The 19,087-nt window shown below is 52.3% G+C and carries 12 protein-coding genes; 7 read left to right on the forward strand and 5 right to left on the reverse strand.

All coding sequences use genetic code 11. The annotated features are described in order from the left end of the window. Positions 1-36 precede the first annotated feature (36 nt). The 7 genes from T433_RS15705 (at position 37) to ybeY (ending at position 9,307) form a co-directional block, all read left to right on the forward strand. Positions 37-1,671 carry an endonuclease gene (locus tag T433_RS15705; RefSeq protein ID WP_052356915.1) on the forward strand — a complete coding sequence of 545 codons (1,635 nt, stop codon included), beginning with the start codon at positions 37-39 and terminating at the stop codon, positions 1,669-1,671. 2 nt (positions 1,672-1,673) lie between these two features. Beyond that, the gene (locus T433_RS0100575) at positions 1,674-2,858 is read left to right on the forward strand and encodes a THUMP-like domain-containing protein (protein WP_027454439.1); all 1,185 of its coding nucleotides are present in this window, start codon (positions 1,674-1,676) and stop codon (positions 2,856-2,858) included. A gap of 247 nt (positions 2,859-3,105) precedes the next feature. Next, entirely contained in the window at positions 3,106-4,266 is a 1,161-nt protein-coding gene (locus T433_RS0100580) for a hypothetical protein (RefSeq protein ID WP_027454440.1), read from the forward strand. 103 nt (positions 4,267-4,369) lie between these two features. Continuing rightward, positions 4,370-6,337, forward strand: a complete 1,968-nt coding sequence (locus T433_RS0100585) for a DNA topoisomerase IV subunit B (protein WP_027454441.1) — start codon at positions 4,370-4,372, stop codon at positions 6,335-6,337. Positions 6,338-6,348: 11 nt separating this feature from the next. Further along, a complete protein-coding gene (locus T433_RS0100590; protein ID WP_027454442.1) occupies positions 6,349-7,302 on the forward strand; it encodes a LuxR C-terminal-related transcriptional regulator in 954 nt (317 codons plus the stop codon). Positions 7,303-7,343: 41 nt separating this feature from the next. Next, entirely contained in the window at positions 7,344-8,891 is a 1,548-nt protein-coding gene (locus T433_RS0100595) for a S41 family peptidase (protein WP_052356916.1), read from the forward strand. Positions 8,892-8,896: 5 nt separating this feature from the next. Further along, on the forward strand, positions 8,897-9,307 hold the full coding sequence (gene ybeY / locus T433_RS0100600; RefSeq protein WP_027450757.1) for an rRNA maturation RNase YbeY: 411 nt from the start codon (positions 8,897-8,899) through the stop codon (positions 9,305-9,307). Here the strand turns inward: ybeY and coaD are convergent. The 5 genes from coaD to T433_RS0100625 form a co-directional block, all read right to left on the reverse strand. Continuing rightward, a complete protein-coding gene (gene coaD, locus T433_RS0100605) occupies positions 9,294-9,761 on the reverse strand; it encodes a pantetheine-phosphate adenylyltransferase (RefSeq protein WP_027454444.1) in 468 nt (155 codons plus the stop codon). The genes ybeY and coaD overlap by 14 nt on opposite strands. 59 nt (positions 9,762-9,820) lie before the next feature. Next, positions 9,821-10,036, reverse strand: a complete 216-nt coding sequence (locus T433_RS0100610; protein WP_027454445.1) for a helix-turn-helix domain-containing protein — start codon at positions 10,034-10,036, stop codon at positions 9,821-9,823. 31 nt (positions 10,037-10,067) lie between these two features. Continuing rightward, a complete protein-coding gene (locus T433_RS0100615; RefSeq protein ID WP_081778282.1) occupies positions 10,068-11,843 on the reverse strand; it encodes a hybrid sensor histidine kinase/response regulator transcription factor in 1,776 nt (591 codons plus the stop codon). Positions 11,844-12,118: 275 nt separating this feature from the next. Beyond that, a complete protein-coding gene (gene ruvB, locus T433_RS0100620; protein WP_027450760.1) occupies positions 12,119-13,159 on the reverse strand; it encodes a Holliday junction branch migration DNA helicase RuvB in 1,041 nt (346 codons plus the stop codon). A gap of 384 nt (positions 13,160-13,543) precedes the next feature. Continuing rightward, positions 13,544-19,051 (reverse strand): FIVAR domain-containing protein, encoded by a 5,508-nt coding sequence (locus tag T433_RS0100625; protein ID WP_027454447.1) that lies wholly within the window; start codon positions 19,049-19,051, stop codon positions 13,544-13,546. Positions 19,052-19,087: the final 36 nt, after the last annotated feature.

The raw sequence follows: 19,087 nt of genomic DNA on the forward strand, positions 1-19,087 counted from the left end.
CAACAGAAAGAAAAACCACACCATTATACACATATTATGAAGAAAACACTGACGCTGCTCGCGGTGCTGTCGATAGCACTGCTGAACAGTTGGGCACAAGGCCCAAACAACTCTGGCACCTACTATCAGGAGGCCAACGGAAAGAAAGGCGAAGCGCTGAAGACCGCTTTGCACAGTATCATCAAGAACCACAAGACGCTGAGCTACTCGGCATTGGAGGAATACTACGAGAAGACCGACAAGCGCCCCGACGGCCATGTGCGCGACTGGTACTCGAACATCACCAACTATGATTGGGATGACGATAATGGCAACAAGAATGAAGGCAGTGGATGGAACAAGGAGCACACCGTGCCACAGAGCTGGTTTAACGAGGCCACTCCGATGAAGAGCGACATCATCCACGTGGTGCCTACAGATGCTAAGATCAACAATATGCGCTCATCGTACGTCATCGCCGAGGTGAAAGACATCACAAAGGCGTCGGCCAACAACTACAGCATACTGGGCTCATGCAAGACACCTGGCTACAGCGGTACGGTGTTTGAACCCAACGACGAGATAAAAGGCGACATTGCACGCATCTACTTCTATATGGCCACCTGCTATCAGGACAAGTTGAAGAACTGGAGCAAGGGCGAGGTGAAGAAGGTATTTACCGATGATGCCTATCCAGGACTGAAACAGTGGTACCTCGACATGCTGTTCCGCTGGTCGCAGCAAGACCCTGTTGACGAGGTGGAACGCGCTCGCAACAATGCCGTGGCGCGCAGCGATGTGCAGCAAAACCGCAACCCGTTTGTGGACTATCCAGGACTGGAGGAATACGTATGGGGCTCGAAGACGGAAGAGGCCTTCAGCTATGACAACTACGCGGGCGGCGGCAGCGTGGACCCCGACTTCGTGATGCAGCCTGTGTTCACACCGCAGGGTGGCAGCTACGTCGAACAGGTTGAGGTGAGCATGAGCTGCACTACACTGGGGACCACCATCTACTACACCACCGATGGCACCGAACCTACCGAGCAGAGCAGCGTCTATACGGCACCTATCACCATCAGCGAGACCACCACAGTGAAGGCTATCGCCCTGAAAGGTGACAAGAAGAGCGCCGTGACGTCGGCTACCTATACCATCACCGCAAAGTCAAACGAAGAGCTGACCGACAGTACGATCATGCTGAACAACAGCTTCTTTGGCGTTTCATGGCAGGGCTCCTGGAAGAATAGCTATGAGGCGACGCTCAGCGGTAAGCAAGGTCCCGTCACCATCACCTATGCGAAGGGCACCAGCGCCAACATGTACTGCAACGACTCGCAGATCCGTATGTACGGCGGCAACACGCTGAAGGTGGAGACCAGCGATGGCACCATGACCAAACTGGCTTTTATCACCATAGACGGCATCAAGAAGATGACAGCCGACAAGGGCACCATCGACAACGACTATGTGTGGACAGGTGAAGCCCGTGAGGTGACCTTCGGCGCAGAGGGCAACCACATCAAGATCAGTGGCGTCAACGTGACCCTCGCCATAGAGCAGCCCAACGGCATCCGCGTGATTGCCAACGACCGTCTGAGCACCACGGTGTTCAACCTGCAGGGACAGCGCATGAAGCACCCACGCAAGGGACTCTATATCATCAACGGAAAGAAAGTAATACTGAAATAAAGATGAACGATAAAACCCGCGATTTCATCGAGCAAAACAGCCATGCCGACGTGCGCCAGCTGGCGCTGAAAGGTTGCCGCGACAAGGACGTGGACTTCGCCTTGGCGCTACGTCAGATTGCGGGACTACAAAAGGCCCGTCAGAAGTTGCCCTCGTGGGCAGCTACTGACGGGCTTTTATATCCTCAGCACCTGTCGCTGGAACAGTGTTCTAGCGAACAGACTGCCCTGTATAAGAAGAACCTCTGTCGGCGACTGACGGCAGCGGCAGAGCGCCTCGTGGACCTGACCGGTGGCTTCGGTGTGGACATCTCGTTCATGAGTCAGGCCTTCAAAGAAGCCACCTACGTAGAACAGAACGAGGAGCTCTTTGCGGTGGTGAAGCACAACATGCAGCAGTTGGCCCCCAACGTGACGTGCACGTGTGGCGACGGTGTGGCCGTGCTGCACCAACTAGAGCATGTTTCGATGATCTATATGGACCCGGCTCGCCGCGACACTCACGGTGCTCGCACCTATGGCATCGGCGACTGCACGCCCAACGTACTGGAACTGCGCGACGAACTGTTGCAAAAGGCCGACGTGGTGGTGCTGAAACTGTCGCCCATGCTCGACTGGCGAAAAGCCGTGGAAGACCTGGGGCCACAGTACGTCAGCGAGGTGCACATCGTCTCGGCACAGAACGAATGCAAGGAACTGCTCATCGTGATGCGCCAACAGGCAGAAGCGCTGCAGCTCTACTGCGTGAACGATGAGCAGGTGTGGCTGGTGTCGGCAAGCGCGCCAACGACCATGGTCCCCTCGACAGACGAGCCCGCCGAAATAGGCATATACCTCTACGAACCCAACGCCTCTATCATGAAGGCCGGTTGCTTCGCAGAAGTAGAAAAGGCGTTCGGCGTCAAGCAGTTGGCACCCAACAGTCACCTGTTTACCTCCAACGAGGAGCGCCCCCAGTTTCCAGGACGCCGCTTCCGCATCACGGCTGCCACCACGATGAACAAGAAAGAGCTGAAAGCAGCCCTCGCCGACATCACAAAAGCCAACATCAGCGTGCGCAACTTCCCCCTCAGCGCCGTCCAGTTGCGCCAGCGCCTGAAACTGAAAGACGGTGGCGACCACTACATCTTTGCCACCACCCTGCGCAACGGGCAGCACACCCTGCTCATCTGTCAGCGCACCTCGTAATGTCATTCGGCAACGATGGCTACGCCAAACCATCACTTTAGTTACGGCAAAGTGCCACTTTAGTTACGGTAAAGTATAGGTTTAGTTACGGCAAAGTATAGGTTTGGTTACGGCAAACCTATCGCCTCTTTTCTTCAATTTACGAGAAAAGTTGCAAAAAACTGTTTATTTCTGCTGATATGTCTAAAAAAAAACGTACCTTTGTATGTTGAATTAGCATCTATTTATTCATCAAATAAAGAAAGAAATGTCATCAGTTACGATTGAGAGAGTCATCGACAAAAAAGGGTTGAAAGCCTTTATCCAACTGCATTATGACCTGTATAAAGGCAACCAGTACGATGCTCCTAACCTATACAGTGACGAACTCCACACACTTAGTAAAGACAGAAACTCGGCTTTCGAATTTTGTGAAGCCGAATATTTCCTGGCCTATCGCGACGGCAAACTGGTGGGTCGTGTAGCCGCCATCATCAACCACCGTTACAACGAGCAATGGCAGCGCCCCTGCGTGCGCTTCGGTTGGCTGGACCTCATCGATGATGCCGAAGTGATGAAAGCACTCCTCAAGGCCGTAGAAGACTACGGACGCGAGAAAGGCATGAAAGAGATCATCGGTCCGCTGGGCTTCACCGACATGGACCCCGAAGGCATGCTGACCGACGGCTTCGACCAGTTGGGCACCATGGCCACACTCTACAACTACCCTTACTACCCACAGCTGATGGAGCAGATGCCCGGCTACGAGAAGGACAACGACTATGTGGAATACAAGGTCTTTGTGCCTAAGGAGGGCATGCCCGACAAGATGAAGCGCGTGGCAGAGCTCTGCATGTCGCGCTACAACCTCCACGTAAAGAAGCTGAAGAAGGAAGACATCTACGGTCCGAAGAAATACGGCTATCGCGTGTTTGAGGTCATCAACAAGACCTTTGGACATCTGTATGGTTACTCAGAGATGTCGAAGAAGCAGATGGACGAGTATGTGGACATGTACTTCAAGTTCATCGACCTGGAGATGCTCTGCATCATCGAGGACTGGAACACGCCCGACCACGACTGCATCGGTGTGGGCATCACCATCCCATCGCTGTCGCGCGCACTGCAGAAGTGTCGCAACGGTCGTCTGTGGCCCTTCGGATGGTGGCACCTCATCAAGGCGCTGAAGTTCAAGAAGACCGACATCGTGGATTGTCTGCTCATTGGCATTCTGCCCGAATACCGCTCGAAGGGCGCCAACGCCCTGTTGTTCTACGACCTGATCCCCATCTACCAGAAGTATGGTTTCAAATGGGGCGAGACCCACGTAGAGATGGAGACCAACGGCAAGGTGCAGAGCCAGTGGGGCTACTTCGACAACGAGCAGCACAAGCGCCGCAGATGTTACAAGAAGAACCTCGAGGCCTAGCCAGAGGCGCCCACCCCACTCACGGGGAAGCATGAAGCGAAACAAAGAAAGAGAACAGATTGCACTTGCCGCATCAAGAAGATAAAAAACAGAAAGACAAAACATGAATGAGAACGAGACAGAGAGACTAACTGCTCCCCTCTCAGCCGAAAGAGGGATTGGAGGAGAGGTTGACTACAACGACGACAACATACGCACCCTTAGTGGCACAGAGCATATCCGTCTGCGCCCAGGTATGTACATCGGACGTTTGGGCGACGGTCAACTTCCCGAAGACGGTATCTACGTCCTGCTGAAGGAAGTCATCGACAACTCTATCGACGAGTTCAAGATGAAGGCAGGCGACCGCATTGAGATCAACGTTGACGACCAGTTGCGCGTCAGCGTCAGAGACTATGGCCGCGGCATTCCTCAGGGCAAGATGATCGAGGCCGTCAGCGTGCTGAACACCGGTGGTAAGTACGACTCAAAAGCCTTCAAGAAGTCTATCGGTCTGAATGGTGTCGGTGTGAAAGCCGTCAACGCGCTGAGCGCCCACTTCGAGGTGCATAGCTTCCGCGACGGTAAGGTGCGCAAAGCCGTGTTCGAGAAAGGAAAACTGGTCAGCGACGTGACCGAAGACACCCAGGACGAGAACGGCACCTACATCTACTTCGAACCCGACAACACCCTTTTCCTGAACTACAGGTTCCACGACGATATTGTGGAGAACATGCTCCGCAACTATACCTATCTGAACATCGGACTGGCCATCATGTACAACGGCCGACGCATCCTGTCGCGTCGCGGTCTGGAAGACTTGCTGAAAGACCGCATGAGTGCCGATGCCCTCTACCCCATCATCCACTTGCAAGGCGAAGACATCGAGATAGCCTTCACCCACGCCAACCAGTATGGCGAGGAGTACTACTCGTTTGTCAACGGTCAGCACACCACCCAGGGTGGTACCCACCAGAGCGCCTTCAAGGAGCATATCGCCAAGACCATCAAGGAGTTCTTCCAGAAGAACTTCGAGTATGGCGACATCCGCACGGGTATCGTGGCAGCCATCGCCCTCAACGTGGAAGAGCCTATGTTCGAGAGCCAGACCAAGATTAAGCTGGGCTCGCTGACCATGGAGCCCAACGGCGGTGTCTCTATCAATAAGTATGTGGGCGACTTCATCAAAGAAGAGGTTGACAACTACCTGCACAAGAATGCCGACGTGGCCGAGGCGATGTTGCAGAAGATACAAGAGAGCGAGAAAGAGCGCAAAGCCATGGCCGGCGTCACCAAGCTGGCACGCGAGCGTGCCAAGAAGGCCAACCTACACAACCGAAAGCTGCGCGACTGCCGCATACACTATAGCGACGTGAAGAACGACCGCAAGGAGGAGTCGTCTATCTTCATCACCGAGGGTGACTCTGCCAGCGGTTCTATCACCAAGAGTCGCGACGTCAACACGCAGGCTGTGTTCTCGCTGAGAGGAAAACCCCTGAACACCTTCGGACTCACCAAGAAGGTGGTCTATGAGAACGAGGAGTTCAACCTCCTGCAGGCGGCCCTCGACATTGAGGAAGGCCTCGACACGCTGCGCTACAACAAGGTGATCGTGGCCACCGATGCCGATGTCGATGGCATGCACATCCGCCTGCTCATCATCACCTTCTTCTTGCAGTTCTTCCCTGAACTGATACGCACGGGCCACGTCTATGTGCTGCAGACGCCGCTGTTCCGCGTGCGCAACCGCCGCACCAAGATCAAGAACAAGAAGATGCTGGAAGACGGTAAGAAGACCGACTTCATCACCCGCTATTGCTATAGCGAGGAGGAGCGCCTGCAGGCCATCCAGGAACTGGGTCCCGATCCCGAGATCACCCGATTCAAGGGTCTTGGCGAAATCAGTCCTGAGGAGTTTGCCGGCTTCATCGGTCCCGACATCCGCTTGGAACAGGTGACGCTGCACAAGACCGACCAAGTGCAGAAGCTGCTGGAGTACTACATGGGTAAGAACACCATGGAGCGCCAGAACTTCATCATCGACAACCTGGTTATCGAAGAAGACCGCCCCGAAGAGGACGTTTACGAATAAAACTACGAGGTATGAGAAATCAAAAGATGTATGAGGCCGACGACAAGATGATATCGCTGATACGCGATAACTACGACCTCTTGCAAATGCTGGGAAGCTTTGGCATCAGCCTGGGCTTCGGCGACAAGACCGTCAAGGAGACCTGCGAGGACAACCGCGTGGACACCTACACCTTCCTCGCCGTAGTCAACTTCACTATCAATGGCTACAGCGATGCCGAGAACGACGAACAGTTGTCTGTGCCCACCCTGATGCATTATCTGCAGGCCAGCCATGCCTACTACCTGGACTTCCAGCTGCCCTTCATCCGTCGTGAACTGGAAGACAGCCTGAATCTCGACGACTCGCTGGGCCAACTGATACTGCGCTTCTACGATGCCTACGCACAAGAGATTCGCCGCCACATGCAGTACGAGCAGAAGACGCTCTTCCCCTACGTACAGTCGCTCATCGACGGACGTCCCACTGCAGACTATAGCATCGAGACCTTCTCGAAGCACCACGGCGCTGCCGACAAGAAACTGCGTGAGCTGAAGCTGCTCATCATCAAATACCTGCCCAGTGACGGACTGCACAACAACAAGCTCACCGCCACGCTCCACGACATCTACGACAACGAGGAATGGCTGCACCAGCATGCCATGGTCGAGGACCACATCTTCGTGCCGGCCATCCGCCGCCTGGAGCAGATGGTGAAGCAGAACGACATCACCCGCAACATCAGCGACATGGTGTTCAAGAACAACGAGCAGGATGCCATCTCCGACCGCGAGAAAGATGTCATCGTGGCCCTGGTGCAGGGCATGTCCAACAAAGAGATTGCCGACCACCTCTGCATCTCGGTGAACACGGTCATCACCCACCGTCGCAACATAGCCCGCAAACTGCAGATACACTCACCTGCCGGTCTGACGATCTACGCCATCGTCAATGGTCTGATAGACATCAGTAGCATCAAACTATAACACACACAAACATGCTCAACAGACACTGTTTACTGATAGCAATGGCACTGATCGCACAGAGCGCCTTTGCACAGTTCCAACCCAAAAGCGAAAGCAACCTGCGCAAGCTGAACTATGCCGAGCAGGTCATCACCAACCTGTATGTCGATGAGGTCGATGAGACCAAACTGGTGGAAGACGCCATCCGCGGCATGCTGGAGAAGCTGGACCCCCACTCCAGCTATACCAACCCCCAGGAGACCAAGCAGATGACCGAGCCCCTGAACGGTTCGTTCGAAGGCATCGGCGTGCAGTTCAACATGGTGGAAGACACCCTGCTGGTCATCCAGCCCGTCACCAAAGGCCCCTCGGAGAAGGTGGGCATCCTGGCTGGCGACCGCATCGTACATGTCAACGATACCGCCATTGCCGGTGTGAAGATGTCGAGAGAAGAGATCATGCGACGTCTGCGCGGACCTAAGGGCACCATCGTCAAACTGGGCGTGCGCCGTCAGGGCATCAAAGACGAACTGGTGTTCATGGTGAAGCGCGACAAGATACCCGTACACTCTATCGATGCCACCTATATGATCAAGCCCGGCATCGGCTATATCCGCATCAGCAACTTCAGCGCCACCACCTATAAGGAGTTTATGGAGAGCATGGAGAAGCTGAAAGCAGAAGGCATGCGCGACCTCATCCTCGATCTGCAGGAGAATGGTGGCGGCTATCTGCAGGCTGCTGCCGACCTGGCTGGCGAGTTCCTGAACCGTGGCGACATGATTGTCTATACCGAAGGCCGCCGCGTGCCTCGTCGCGACTATAAAGCGCCGCGCGACGGCAGCTTCCGCGAGGGCAAGGTCGTGGTGCTCATCGACCAGTTTACGGCCTCGGCTGCCGAGATTGTGACCGGTGCCATCCAGGACCAGGACCGTGGTATGGTCGTTGGTCGCCGCTCCTACGGCAAGGGTCTGGTGCAGCGCCCCGTCGATCTGCCCGACGGTTCGATGATTCGTCTCACCATAGCCCACTACTACACCCCCTCGGGCCGCTGCATCCAGAAGCCCTATGAGAAGGGCAACAGGAAAGGCTATGACGAAGACCTGCTGAACCGCCTGAAGGCTGGCGAGCTGACCAATGCCGACAGCATCCACTTTGCCGACTCACTGAAGTACAACACCCTGAAGGAGCACCGCATCGTGTATGGCGGCGGTGGCATCATGCCCGACTACTTCGTGCCGCTCGACACCACCAAGTACACCCGCTACCACCGCGAACTGGCCGCCAAGAGCATCGTCTTGCAGCAGAACCTCCGCTACGTCGATGGCAAGCGCAAAGAACTGAAGAAGCGCTATCCCGACTTCGCCACGTTTAAAGCCCAGTACGAGGTGCCACAGTCGTTGGTGGACCAGATCATGAAGGAAGGCGAGAAACAGAACATCAAACCCAAGGACGAGGCCGAGCGCCAGCAGACGCTGCCCTACCTACGCCAGCAGTTGAAGGCCCTGATAGCCCGCGACCTGTGGGACATGAGCGAATACTTCTCTGTGTTCAACGACACCAACGACACCGTGAAGCGCGCCCTGGAGTTACTAACAGACAAACAGTAAATACGATGATAAGCTACAGTTCAGAAAATGTGAAGTTCCCCGCCATCAAGCGACGCGAGACCACAGCATGGATCAAGAAGGTGGCTGCCACCTATCAGAAGAAGATAGGCGAGGTGGGCTACCTGTTCTGCGACGATGAACACATCCTCGAGGTGAACCGCGAGTACCTGGGTCACGACTACTACACAGACATCATCACCTTCGACTATTGCGAAGACGATGTGCTGAATGGCGACCTGGTCATCTCGCTCGACACCGTACGCTCAAACGCAGAGCTCTTCAACAAGCCCTACGACGAGGAGCTGCACCGTGTCATCATCCACGGCATCCTGCACCTGTGTGGCATCAACGATAAAGGTCCCGGAGAACGAGAGATTATGGAAGCGGCCGAGAATCGCGCCCTCAGTCTTCGTTAGGCGTCGGCAAGAAGTCGCTGACATCCACCCCGAAGTGCTGCAGTTCGCGCACCATCGACGATGACACGCTCGACAGCTGCGGCTCGCTGTAGAGAAGGATGGTCTCTATCTCGCCGCCACTGATCTGGCGGTTGATGTCGGCCTGCTCGCGCTCATACTCGAAATCCTTCACCGAGCGCACCCCTTTCACAATGAAACGAGCACCCACACTACGGGCAAAGTCGATGGCCAGGCCATAGTAAGGTTTCACCTCTATACGCGCCTCGTTGCGGTAAAGCTTAGCGATGGCTTCCATACGTGCTTCAGCAGGCACCATACCAGGCTTCGACACATGGTCGCCCACCACGCCGATGACCAGGCGGTCGAACAGCGGCAGCGCTCTTCTCACAATAGAGTCATGCCCCACAGTGAAGGGATTAAAGCTTCCCACAAAGATACCAATCTTCTCTTTCATGGGTACAAAAGTACAAAAAAAAGGCAAGAATCAAAACGTTCCTGCCTTTTTTCTATGTCTTACTTATTCTTCTTCAGGCTCAGGTCTTTTGACAATTCCTTAAAAAAGTCATGATTCAGAATAACACAAAACTGCTCCAACAGCTTTGTATTAATGTCCTTGCGAGCATAAATGTTGTAAATGTTGGTGCGCTCGCAATTGATGATCTTAGCGATGGCGATGGCAGACATGTGCTTTTCCTTCATCACCTCTTTGATTCGGTTTCCGATGTGCATAGTGTTCGTGAGTTTAAAATTTGTTTATAATCTATATTTGTTTCCGATATTGCGAAGGAGTAATGTCGAATGTCTGTTTAAAGATCCGACTGAAATAGGCCACATCATCGAAGCCACATCTCTGCGCCACGTCGCCGATAGTCATATTGACATCGGCCTTCAGCAGGCGCTTGGCACGCGCCAGTCGCAGCTGCATGATATAGGTGGACGAGTTCTGGTTGGTGATGGCCAGCATGCGTCGGTTCAGCTGACTGCGACTCATCGCCATCTCCCTGGCCACACTCTCAATGTCCACATTGCCCGAGGCCATCAGGCGGTACACCACGTCCAGCAGATGCGTCATGAATGCCCGGTCTTTGCGTGGCAAACTCTCCACAGACACCTCTGTCTGGCCGGCCACCTGCTCAAACTTCTGTTTCAGCAGTCTCTGGCGCTCAATGAGCTTGCGCACCCTCACCACCAGCTCCTCGGAGTTGAAAGGCTTCATCAGGTAGGCATCGGCACCAGCCTCCAGTCCTCTGATCTTGTCTTCCTCGGTAACCTGCGCCGAGATAATAATCACCGGAGTATGGTTCAGCTGGTCGTTATTCTTCACCTGTCGGCAAAGCTCCAGTCCATCCTTGTCGCCGGGCATCAGCACATCCGTGATGATGATATCTGGCATATTTTCCAAAGCCTTCTCCATGCCCTCTTTAGCACTGCGCGCATAGATCAGCTTGCACTGTTTCAGGTGCATTCCTATGAAGTAGGCCAAATCCTGGTTGTCCTCTACGATCAGCACCACCGACGAGTCGATGGCCGAAGCCTCCTTGCCTGCCTGCGACTGCTCTGCAGCCGCTTTCTTCTGACCGGCAGGCAGTGATGCCGTCGCTTCAGCATCCGTCACGCCGAGAGGCTCCACCTTTCCTGCATATTTCATGGGCAGACGCACTGTGAAGGTGGTACCTTGACCCACTGTGCTCTCCACCGTGATACTGCCTTTCATAGCTTCCACCATCATCTTGGCCATGGGCAGGCACAGCAACCTGACAGTATCATCGCCGGCGTGAGACCCATGCGAGAGCATGTCAAACAGACGGGGCAGCTCATCGGGTGGAATCCCCGCGCCATTATCTTTGACCTGCACCATCAGTTCCGCGCTACCAACCACCTCCAGCGACACATCGATGTTTCCATAGTGGTCGGTATATTTGATGGCGTTTGCCACCAGGTTCGACAGCACGCGGTGGATATAGGCCGGTACAAAGTCCATGTCGATGGCCGTCAGCGAGTGGTGATATCTCAGGTGCTGACGCTTTCTGTCGGCATCAGGCTGGTGGTTCTGCAGGATCATGCCCACATAGGTCACAATATTGCCGTGCTTCCACTTAGCCTCGCCAATCACCGTCTGCACGCGTGTGATGTCGAGCAAGTCTGCCACCAGTGCCAGCAGCGTCTCCGTCTGTCCGACCAGTGTCCTTGCCATGGTTGGCACCGTCGTCTTGTTCTCATCGCAGGGCTTTTCCAGTTGTTCGCCCAGTCCCTTGATGAGCGAGAGCGGGTTGCGAAACTCATGGATCACGTTCGCCAGAAAGCGCTCGCGCACAGCAAACGTCTGCTGCATCATCTTACGACGGTGAATGCCGATGCGAACCTGAATGACCAGCAAGATCACCAACACCAACAGGATTACCAACACCGTGACTAAAGCTACAAAAATGACAGCCTGGCTCAGAAACAAAGGCTCAACGCGCATTGTCGCACCAAAGACACCGTGTGCCGTTATAGCGAAAATAGCTGTTGTGATAAGTCTTAGATAGGTGTGCATTTTGTTGTAGTTTATAATCCCGTTATGATATTTGCAACAAAAGTACAAAAAAAATTGTATTTTTTCTCTCCCAGAGCAAAAAATCCATCATTTTTTGACCAAAGTCTGCAACAAAGATTTTACTTCGTATTTAGTTATCATTCAACCTGTTGCAAGCAACAACGCGCCAATATTACAAAACGAAAAGAATGAAAAAGACTGATATATCCAATAAATCTAAACAAAATCCATTTTCCAAATCCACATATTTGACGACAAAAATCATACTTCCAGCCCTATTCATCGAACAGTCCTGGTTGCATGATGCCCCCCGAATAGGGGTTGCGGCCAAAATGGCGATAGGCCAGATCGGTCACCATGCGCCCACGTGGGGTTCGCTTGATGAAACCCTCCATGATGAGGAAAGGCTCATAGACCTCCTCCACCGTGCCAGCATCTTCGCCAATGGCAGTGGCAATGGTGGTGATGCCCACCGGACCACCACGGAACTTGTCGATGATGGTGAGCAGGATCTTGTTGTCAATCTCATCTAATCCATATTTATCGATGTTCAGCGCTGTCAGTGCCACACGCGAGATGGCCGTATCGATGGCGCCATTGCCCTTCACCTGGGCAAAGTCTCTGACGCGGCGCAGCAGTGCGTTGGCAATACGTGGCGTGCCACGACTGCGCCCTGCTATCTCGATGGCGGCATCTTCGGTGATGGGCACGCCCAGGATAGATGCCGAGCGCTCGATGATGCGTGCCAGCGTCTCGGGGTCGTAGTACTCCAGGTGCATGTTGATGCCGAAGCGTGCGCGCAGTGGTGCGGTGAGCAGTCCGCTGCGTGTGGTGGCACCCACCAGCGTGAAGGGGTTCAGGTCTATCTGGATAGAGCGAGCCGAGGGGCCCTTGTCTATCATGATGTCTATGCGATAGTCCTCCATGGCCGAGTAGAGATACTCCTCGACCACGGGCGACAGGCGGTGAATCTCGTCGATAAACAGCACGTCGCGCGGCTCCAGCGAGGTCAGGATGCCAGCCAGGTCGCCGGGCTTGTCGAGCACCGGTCCGCTGGTAATCTTGAAGCCCACACCCAGTTCGTTGGCAATGATGTTAGACAACGTGGTCTTGCCCAGACCTGGAGGTCCGTGCAGCAGGGTGTGGTCGAGCGGTTCACCACGATATTTGGCAGCCTCAACAAACACTTCCAGATTCTCTACAATCTTCTGTTGTCCGCTGAAGTCGCCGAAACGCAGTGGTCGCAGGGCATTCTCGAAATCCTTTTCGCCGCCCCCGGCATACCGTTCTTCTCGTATATCGAAGTCTTCGTCCATCATTTGCGCTGCAAAGATACGAAGATAAAATCAAATTATGGCCATTATTGATTTGATTTTTGGTCAAAATATCATAAATTCCGGCGCCTTTTCCCATACAATAGCGCCACTTTCGCCTGCCAAAAGTGGCACTTTCGCAGCTTTCGACTTAAGTCGTGAGACCTGTTGACTTAAGTCGTGAACATTGTTGACTTAAGTCGAAAGGTCTGTTGACTTAAGTCGACAACTATCAGAGTGGCACTATTAGGGCTCAAAAGTACCGCTATTGTATGGGAAAAGGAGCCGGACTGCTACACAAAAAAGCCCGTATGCCATCAAGACATACGGGCTTCGTTAGTATCGGGTGTCAAGACGCAGGGCGCGTCTTGTCCATTTACGTGCGGTTTACTTCACCACCACCTTCTTATTGTTGATGATGTAAACGCCCTTCTGGGCCTTCTTCACCTGCTGACCCTGCATGTTGAATGCCTTGCCAGCCTGGGCTGCAGACTCGATGGCGTTGATGCCGTTCACGATATCTGCCAGGTTGTTGATGGCAGTCTGCAGGTTGGTCTTAGCTGTGGTCAGACTTTCAACGGTAGCATTCTCGGCAGCGAGAGCAGTCTCAGCATTAGTGATAGCATTGCTCAGAGCTGTTGCACTCTCAGAGGTCTTTCCTGTGGTGTCGATAGCCTTAGCGGTAGCAATCAGAGCAGCAAGACTATCCTTGGCTGCCTCAAGGGCAGCTTTTGCAGGATCGCCAAAGTAAACAAGACGGAAGTTATCTACAACTACCCAGTCTTCATCGAAATTCTTACTGTTCTTAGATACACCAATTTCAAGTTTACCATCGTTGCCAACAACAACGTCGAGTTCAACTTTATACAGACCTAGCTGGAAGAAGTTGCATGCCTGGTCGCAGTTGTCTGGGAGTTCGCCAATTGCTGTGGCTACGCCTATACCAGGAACCATGTCTTTCTCTGCAACGATATTGGGAAGCTGAATAGATTGCTCACCTGCATAGAGGCTTGCCAACTGTGCGGGTTCATTGCTAGCGGAAATCAGTTCAACCTGATTTGCCAGATTGCCATCGCGGAAGAAGCCCTGTACACTAACCTTATAGTTACCAGAGGGCAATCCTTCGATAGTCTGGCTAAGCTTATTGCTCTCTTTGTTCCATGATTCGCATGCGAAATCTGGGTGGTTTCCACCACGACCCCAGATACTGATATCAGTCATCGCCCACTTGTCGATAGAAGCACGCTGGTCAAAGCCGGGAGCCTGAATCTTGTAAGAGAGGTCAACGGGGTTCTCTTCAGAAGCCAGCTCAATCAGGGCATCGCGCTCAGCTACGCTAACAAGTATCCACTGGTTCTCAGGCAGAGAACTATCATGACGGTCTGAATGTACAATATTGTAGGTTGTGGTGTCATAACCCAACAGATCGTCCTGGCTCTCGGTACGAGCGAGAACATATACACCATCCTTGCCAGTAGAAACCAATGTCCATGTAGTTGTAGCATCGGTATCCATGTAACCATTATAACCTAGGTAATGACTGTTACCACCATTTGACAGGTGAGTATCAATGCGGTAGTTACCGTCAGTACCTGTGAAGGTCAGAAGTTGTCCAGGGAATCCTACTACACAGTGAGCGCCCCAGTCATCACCACCACAGAGGAAGCGCTTAGCACCTACGTTGTACAGATAGAAGTCACCCTCAGCAGGCTGGTTGCCCTTGAATACGTTTTCGTGAATATCAGCAGCATTCACACGACGAGCAATACGCAGTGAATTCAAAGCATTGTCAACAGGAGCAGAGGTGGTTGCCTCGGAAATAGCTGTTCTGGCGGCATCAACGTTGATACCTTCTGCTTCAGCCAGTTCTGTGGTTTTCTTAAGAACGGTTATGTTAACAGCCTTGGCAGCATTCAGAGCAGCATTCAGATTCGCGGTAGCAGTCTCAATCTCTCCCTCTTCCACAGAAGTCAGCTTAGCCTTCGCGTCAGACAGCGCATCAGCCAAGGCACCTGCCAGAGCGGTAGATGTGGTAGTAGCGTCGAAGGCCTCAGCAGCCTCGATAGCTGTTCTCAGAGCATTCAGATATTCCTCCAGACCCATGCTGTTACCCATGTAAACCAGGCTGAAGTCATCGAATGCCAACCAGTCTTTTTCGTTCTTCTCCAACTTCTCCAGACCGATTGTCATCTGACCAGTTGTTACCTGAGAAGTAACACCAGCATTGAGATAGCTGTTAGGATAATCCTGGAAAATACGGTTGAAACCATCTGCATTGTCAGGATAGTATCCATAAGGAGCAGCTGCATCAGCAGCAGGATAGAAGAACAGACCATCTACCCAGTTCTCGCTGGCACCATCGAGGATAGACATCATAGGAGCCTTGTCCTCATTGATGAAGTAGTTGGCCAGGATACGCTCCTCACCAGCCTGACGACGAGCAACGACCTGATCCTTGTCACCATCACGATAGTAACCCTTCAAGGTCAGCTTGTACTGTCCGTTGGGGACATTTGCGATAACCTGTGTGAGTTTGAAGCTCTTAGAGTTCCAGATAGCATAAGAACGACGGTTTCTGTACCAGCGCACATCATCGCGGGCACCGCCATCAAGGTTCATGTCCCAATTCCATGCAGCAGCACGTTCGTTCTCATTAACGAAACGTGGGTCGCTAATCAGGAAGGTGGCATCAATAGGATTCTCCTCGCTTGCATTCTCCTTCATGAACTTGATACGGTCTGCCTTGGTAACGAGCTGCCACTCAGCAGCACGACCTGTGTTCCAGTCCAAGTTATTGTCATTGTTCAGACTCAGCACGCGGCCATCATCGGCCTTAATCTGGTAAGCGATCACACCCTCATTGGTGTTCAACTTCTCAAGCTTCCATGCAGAAACATCACTTTGAGTATCCAGATAGAAGTTGCTGATATTCATGCTATGATTATGACCGAACTTAGGATCGAGTTTATAGCCACCATCAATGGCGCTGATTCCGAATTCGAATCCATAGTCACCAGTAGCACCACGGGTATTCCAGTCGCCAGTGTTCTTATCGTTGTTCTGCAGCCACAGACCGCTTGTGGGGTTGTATATGAAGAAATCGCCATCAGCAACTTCATTACCTGCATAGTCAGATTTCACAATGACAGTCTGCCACTCGGTAGCATACAGCACAGGGTGTCCACCCTCTGCAGCACTCAGGAACCATACGTAAGGAGCAGCCTCAGCCAACTTAGCATAGACAACACCATTGGTGAAGTCCTCGATGTTCACTTTGTTCAGGGCAGGCCATGAAGTTACTGCATCGAAGCAGTTGGTGATCTGGATATTGTTACCACGAGCATAAGACTCACCATTGATTACAGTACCCATGTTATAGCAGTTCTCGGTAATAGCATCGTTGCCGAACCAGCCTGAGAGACCACCGGCCTCGTTACCTGACTTGATAGCACCAGCGTTGTAGCAGTTCTTAATGGTCAGCTTCAGCTCACCAGAGGTGTTGCAACCTACGAGTGCGCCAGCATTCTGATTGACAGTCTCTACGGTACCTTCATTACCCAAGCACTCCAGCAGAGCAGAGCCGTTACCACTTACATGTCCAACAAACGCACCAGTGAAGGCCTTACCCTTGACAGAACAAGAAGCATCGATGGTGAAGTTCTTGATCACAGCACCATTGTCGATCTCGTTGAAGAAACCAATATTGCTTTCCTCTGGCTGGTCGATAACCATGTTCTTCACGATATGACCCTGACCATCGAAAGTACCGGTAAAGTGATTTGAACCATTACCAATACCTGTGAAAGTAACATCAGCGAAGTCAACATCAGCAGTCAGACGAGCATTGGCATTGCCACTGCCACTGTTAACCAAAGCAGCAAACCACTTCACATCCTTAGCTGAAGCCAGGTTGTAAGCACCGTCGGTCTCTGCAATATAGTTAGCATCGAAAGCACCACAAGCAGTGCAGAAACCATCAGCAAACTGATGCTCGTCGCGGGTAGCGCCCTCGGTATTAGAATAGGTCTCTTCCGAACCAGCCTTCGCATTTCCTGCACAGTCAAGTTCACCGTTGGCATAAACCACGCCACCCTCCTTTGCACAAGGCACAGGGTTAGCATCGGTTCCAATAACCTGATACCAGACAACATCTGTGCTCTTATTGCCATTCAGCATATAAGCCAGCTTACCGGAAGCAAGGTCTGCAGCAGTGAAAGCAGTTCCCTGAATACCTTCAATCTGGAACATGTTCTCGCCCTTTACCTCGCCTTTACGCCAGAGAGCCTCGCCATTAACATTAGTAGCAGTACTGTAGCAATTGCTGATAGTAGAGTTATCACTACCCATCCATGCACAGATACCTGCATTCTCACGATTACCTGTGATAGAACCTGTGTTGTAGCAGTTAGAGATGTGAATAACCTTGCCCTGTGAGCAACCCACGATACCTGCGCAGTTCTCCTGAGAGCCTTCGATATTAGCCTCATTACCGCAATTGCGGATAATCACATTGTCGCCCCATACCTGAGAAAGGATACCGGCAGTACGTGAACCACCCTTGATGACACAAGAAGCATCGATAATCACATTTTCGATGATGGTGCCACCAATAGCCTGGCCGAAGAGAGCCTGATTGTTATTGTTGGCGTCGGTCTTAAGATTCTTGATACGATGCCCCTGACCATTGAAATGGCCCTGGAAGTCATGTCCATCCTGTCCGATAGGTGTCCAAACCTGGTCGGTCATATCAATATCTTTAGTCAGCACAGCCTTGGCACCACCGTTGGTGGTACGTACAATCTCTGAATAACGATTCAGGGCTGCTGCACAACCGATCTGATAGAAACCCTCAATCTCTTGCAGTGCACTACAAACAGTGCAGATGCCATCCACAAAGCTATGCTCATCTACTGTAGAGTTTGCAGTATTTGAGAAAGACAGTGAGCTACCCTCCTTTGGAGTGATACCATCACACTTCAGCTCACCATTAGCATAAACGATGTCTGTTCCAACTGCAGTAGGCTTTGCATCAGTACCAATCTTCTGGAACCATGCAGGCGTCTCGCTCTGCTTTTGATTCAGCAGATAGCAGAGCTCACCACTCTGAGCCTGAGCATCAGTAGCTGCAACAGCTCCCTTGTCATTCTTCAGGCCATCTATGCTGCCCAGATAATAGCAGTTGATAACAATCGCATTGTTACGGCAGATAACATCATTGTTTGATTCCTTCTTCACATTGAGTGTTGCTGCAACCAGACAGTTGCGAATGATGTTAGTGTTGTTGCTCTGATTGGTCCAGCCAACAAGACCGCCACAACCTTCACGGTTAGGTGCATTGATAGCACCAAAGAAAGCACAGTTCTCAATGACGTTGGCACCATTCACATCCTCGAAGCTACCACAAATACCACCATGAGTAGCGTCACCGCTATTGGTGTCATTGATGGTTACATAGCTAACACAGTTCTGAATGGTTGTACCACTCTGCCATAGTCCACCAACAAGACCAGAAGCCAACTTAGAGGTTGTCGTAATGGTACCCTCTACAATCAGATTCTTGATGGTAGCACCGTTGATACGACGGAAAGGAGCTACACGCTCTTCGTCCAGGTTATAGCTGACAATCAGCTTATGTCCCTGTCCGTCGAAGGTTCCGCGATAAGGCTTTCCACCTCCATTAATACCTACCATGGCATTACCATCTACCGTCACATCGGCAGTAAGAACAGCATTCAGACGTTGGTTGGTACCATCATTGTGCAGGGTACAGAACTCTGCCCAATCTTGTGCCGAACCAATCTGATAGACGCCGTCCACTGGCTCGATAGCCATAGCACCCACGCTTGTTAGCCATCCAATGGCCAAAGCAAGCACAAATCTTAGGTTCTTCTTCATAAATTAAACGTTTTAGTTGATAAAAAGTTATTGATC

Origin of the sequence: Xylanibacter brevis ATCC 19188, from assembly GCF_000621725.1 — a bacterium.
GTDB classification, from domain to species: Bacteria; Bacteroidota; Bacteroidia; order Bacteroidales; family Bacteroidaceae; genus Prevotella; species Prevotella brevis.

Coding starts and splice junctions, on each gene's coding strand:
- T433_RS0100615 (WP_081778282.1), bottom strand. CDS start 11,843: ATGCACACCTATCTAAGACTTATCACAACAGCTATTTTCGCTATAACG.
- ybeY (WP_027450757.1), top strand. CDS start 8,897: ATGATAAGCTACAGTTCAGAAAATGTGAAGTTCCCCGCCATCAAGCGA.
- T433_RS0100585 (WP_027454441.1), top strand. CDS start 4,370: ATGAATGAGAACGAGACAGAGAGACTAACTGCTCCCCTCTCAGCCGAA.
- T433_RS0100625 (WP_027454447.1), bottom strand. CDS start 19,051: ATGAAGAAGAACCTAAGATTTGTGCTTGCTTTGGCCATTGGATGGCTA.
- ruvB (WP_027450760.1), bottom strand. CDS start 13,159: ATGGACGAAGACTTCGATATACGAGAAGAACGGTATGCCGGGGGCGGC.
- T433_RS0100610 (WP_027454445.1), bottom strand. CDS start 10,036: ATGCACATCGGAAACCGAATCAAAGAGGTGATGAAGGAAAAGCACATG.
- T433_RS0100580 (WP_027454440.1), top strand. CDS start 3,106: ATGTCATCAGTTACGATTGAGAGAGTCATCGACAAAAAAGGGTTGAAA.
- T433_RS0100590 (WP_027454442.1), top strand. CDS start 6,349: ATGAGAAATCAAAAGATGTATGAGGCCGACGACAAGATGATATCGCTG.
- T433_RS0100595 (WP_052356916.1), top strand. CDS start 7,344: ATGGCACTGATCGCACAGAGCGCCTTTGCACAGTTCCAACCCAAAAGC.
- T433_RS15705 (WP_052356915.1), top strand. CDS start 37: ATGAAGAAAACACTGACGCTGCTCGCGGTGCTGTCGATAGCACTGCTG.
- T433_RS0100575 (WP_027454439.1), top strand. CDS start 1,674: ATGAACGATAAAACCCGCGATTTCATCGAGCAAAACAGCCATGCCGAC.
- coaD (WP_027454444.1), bottom strand. CDS start 9,761: ATGAAAGAGAAGATTGGTATCTTTGTGGGAAGCTTTAATCCCTTCACT.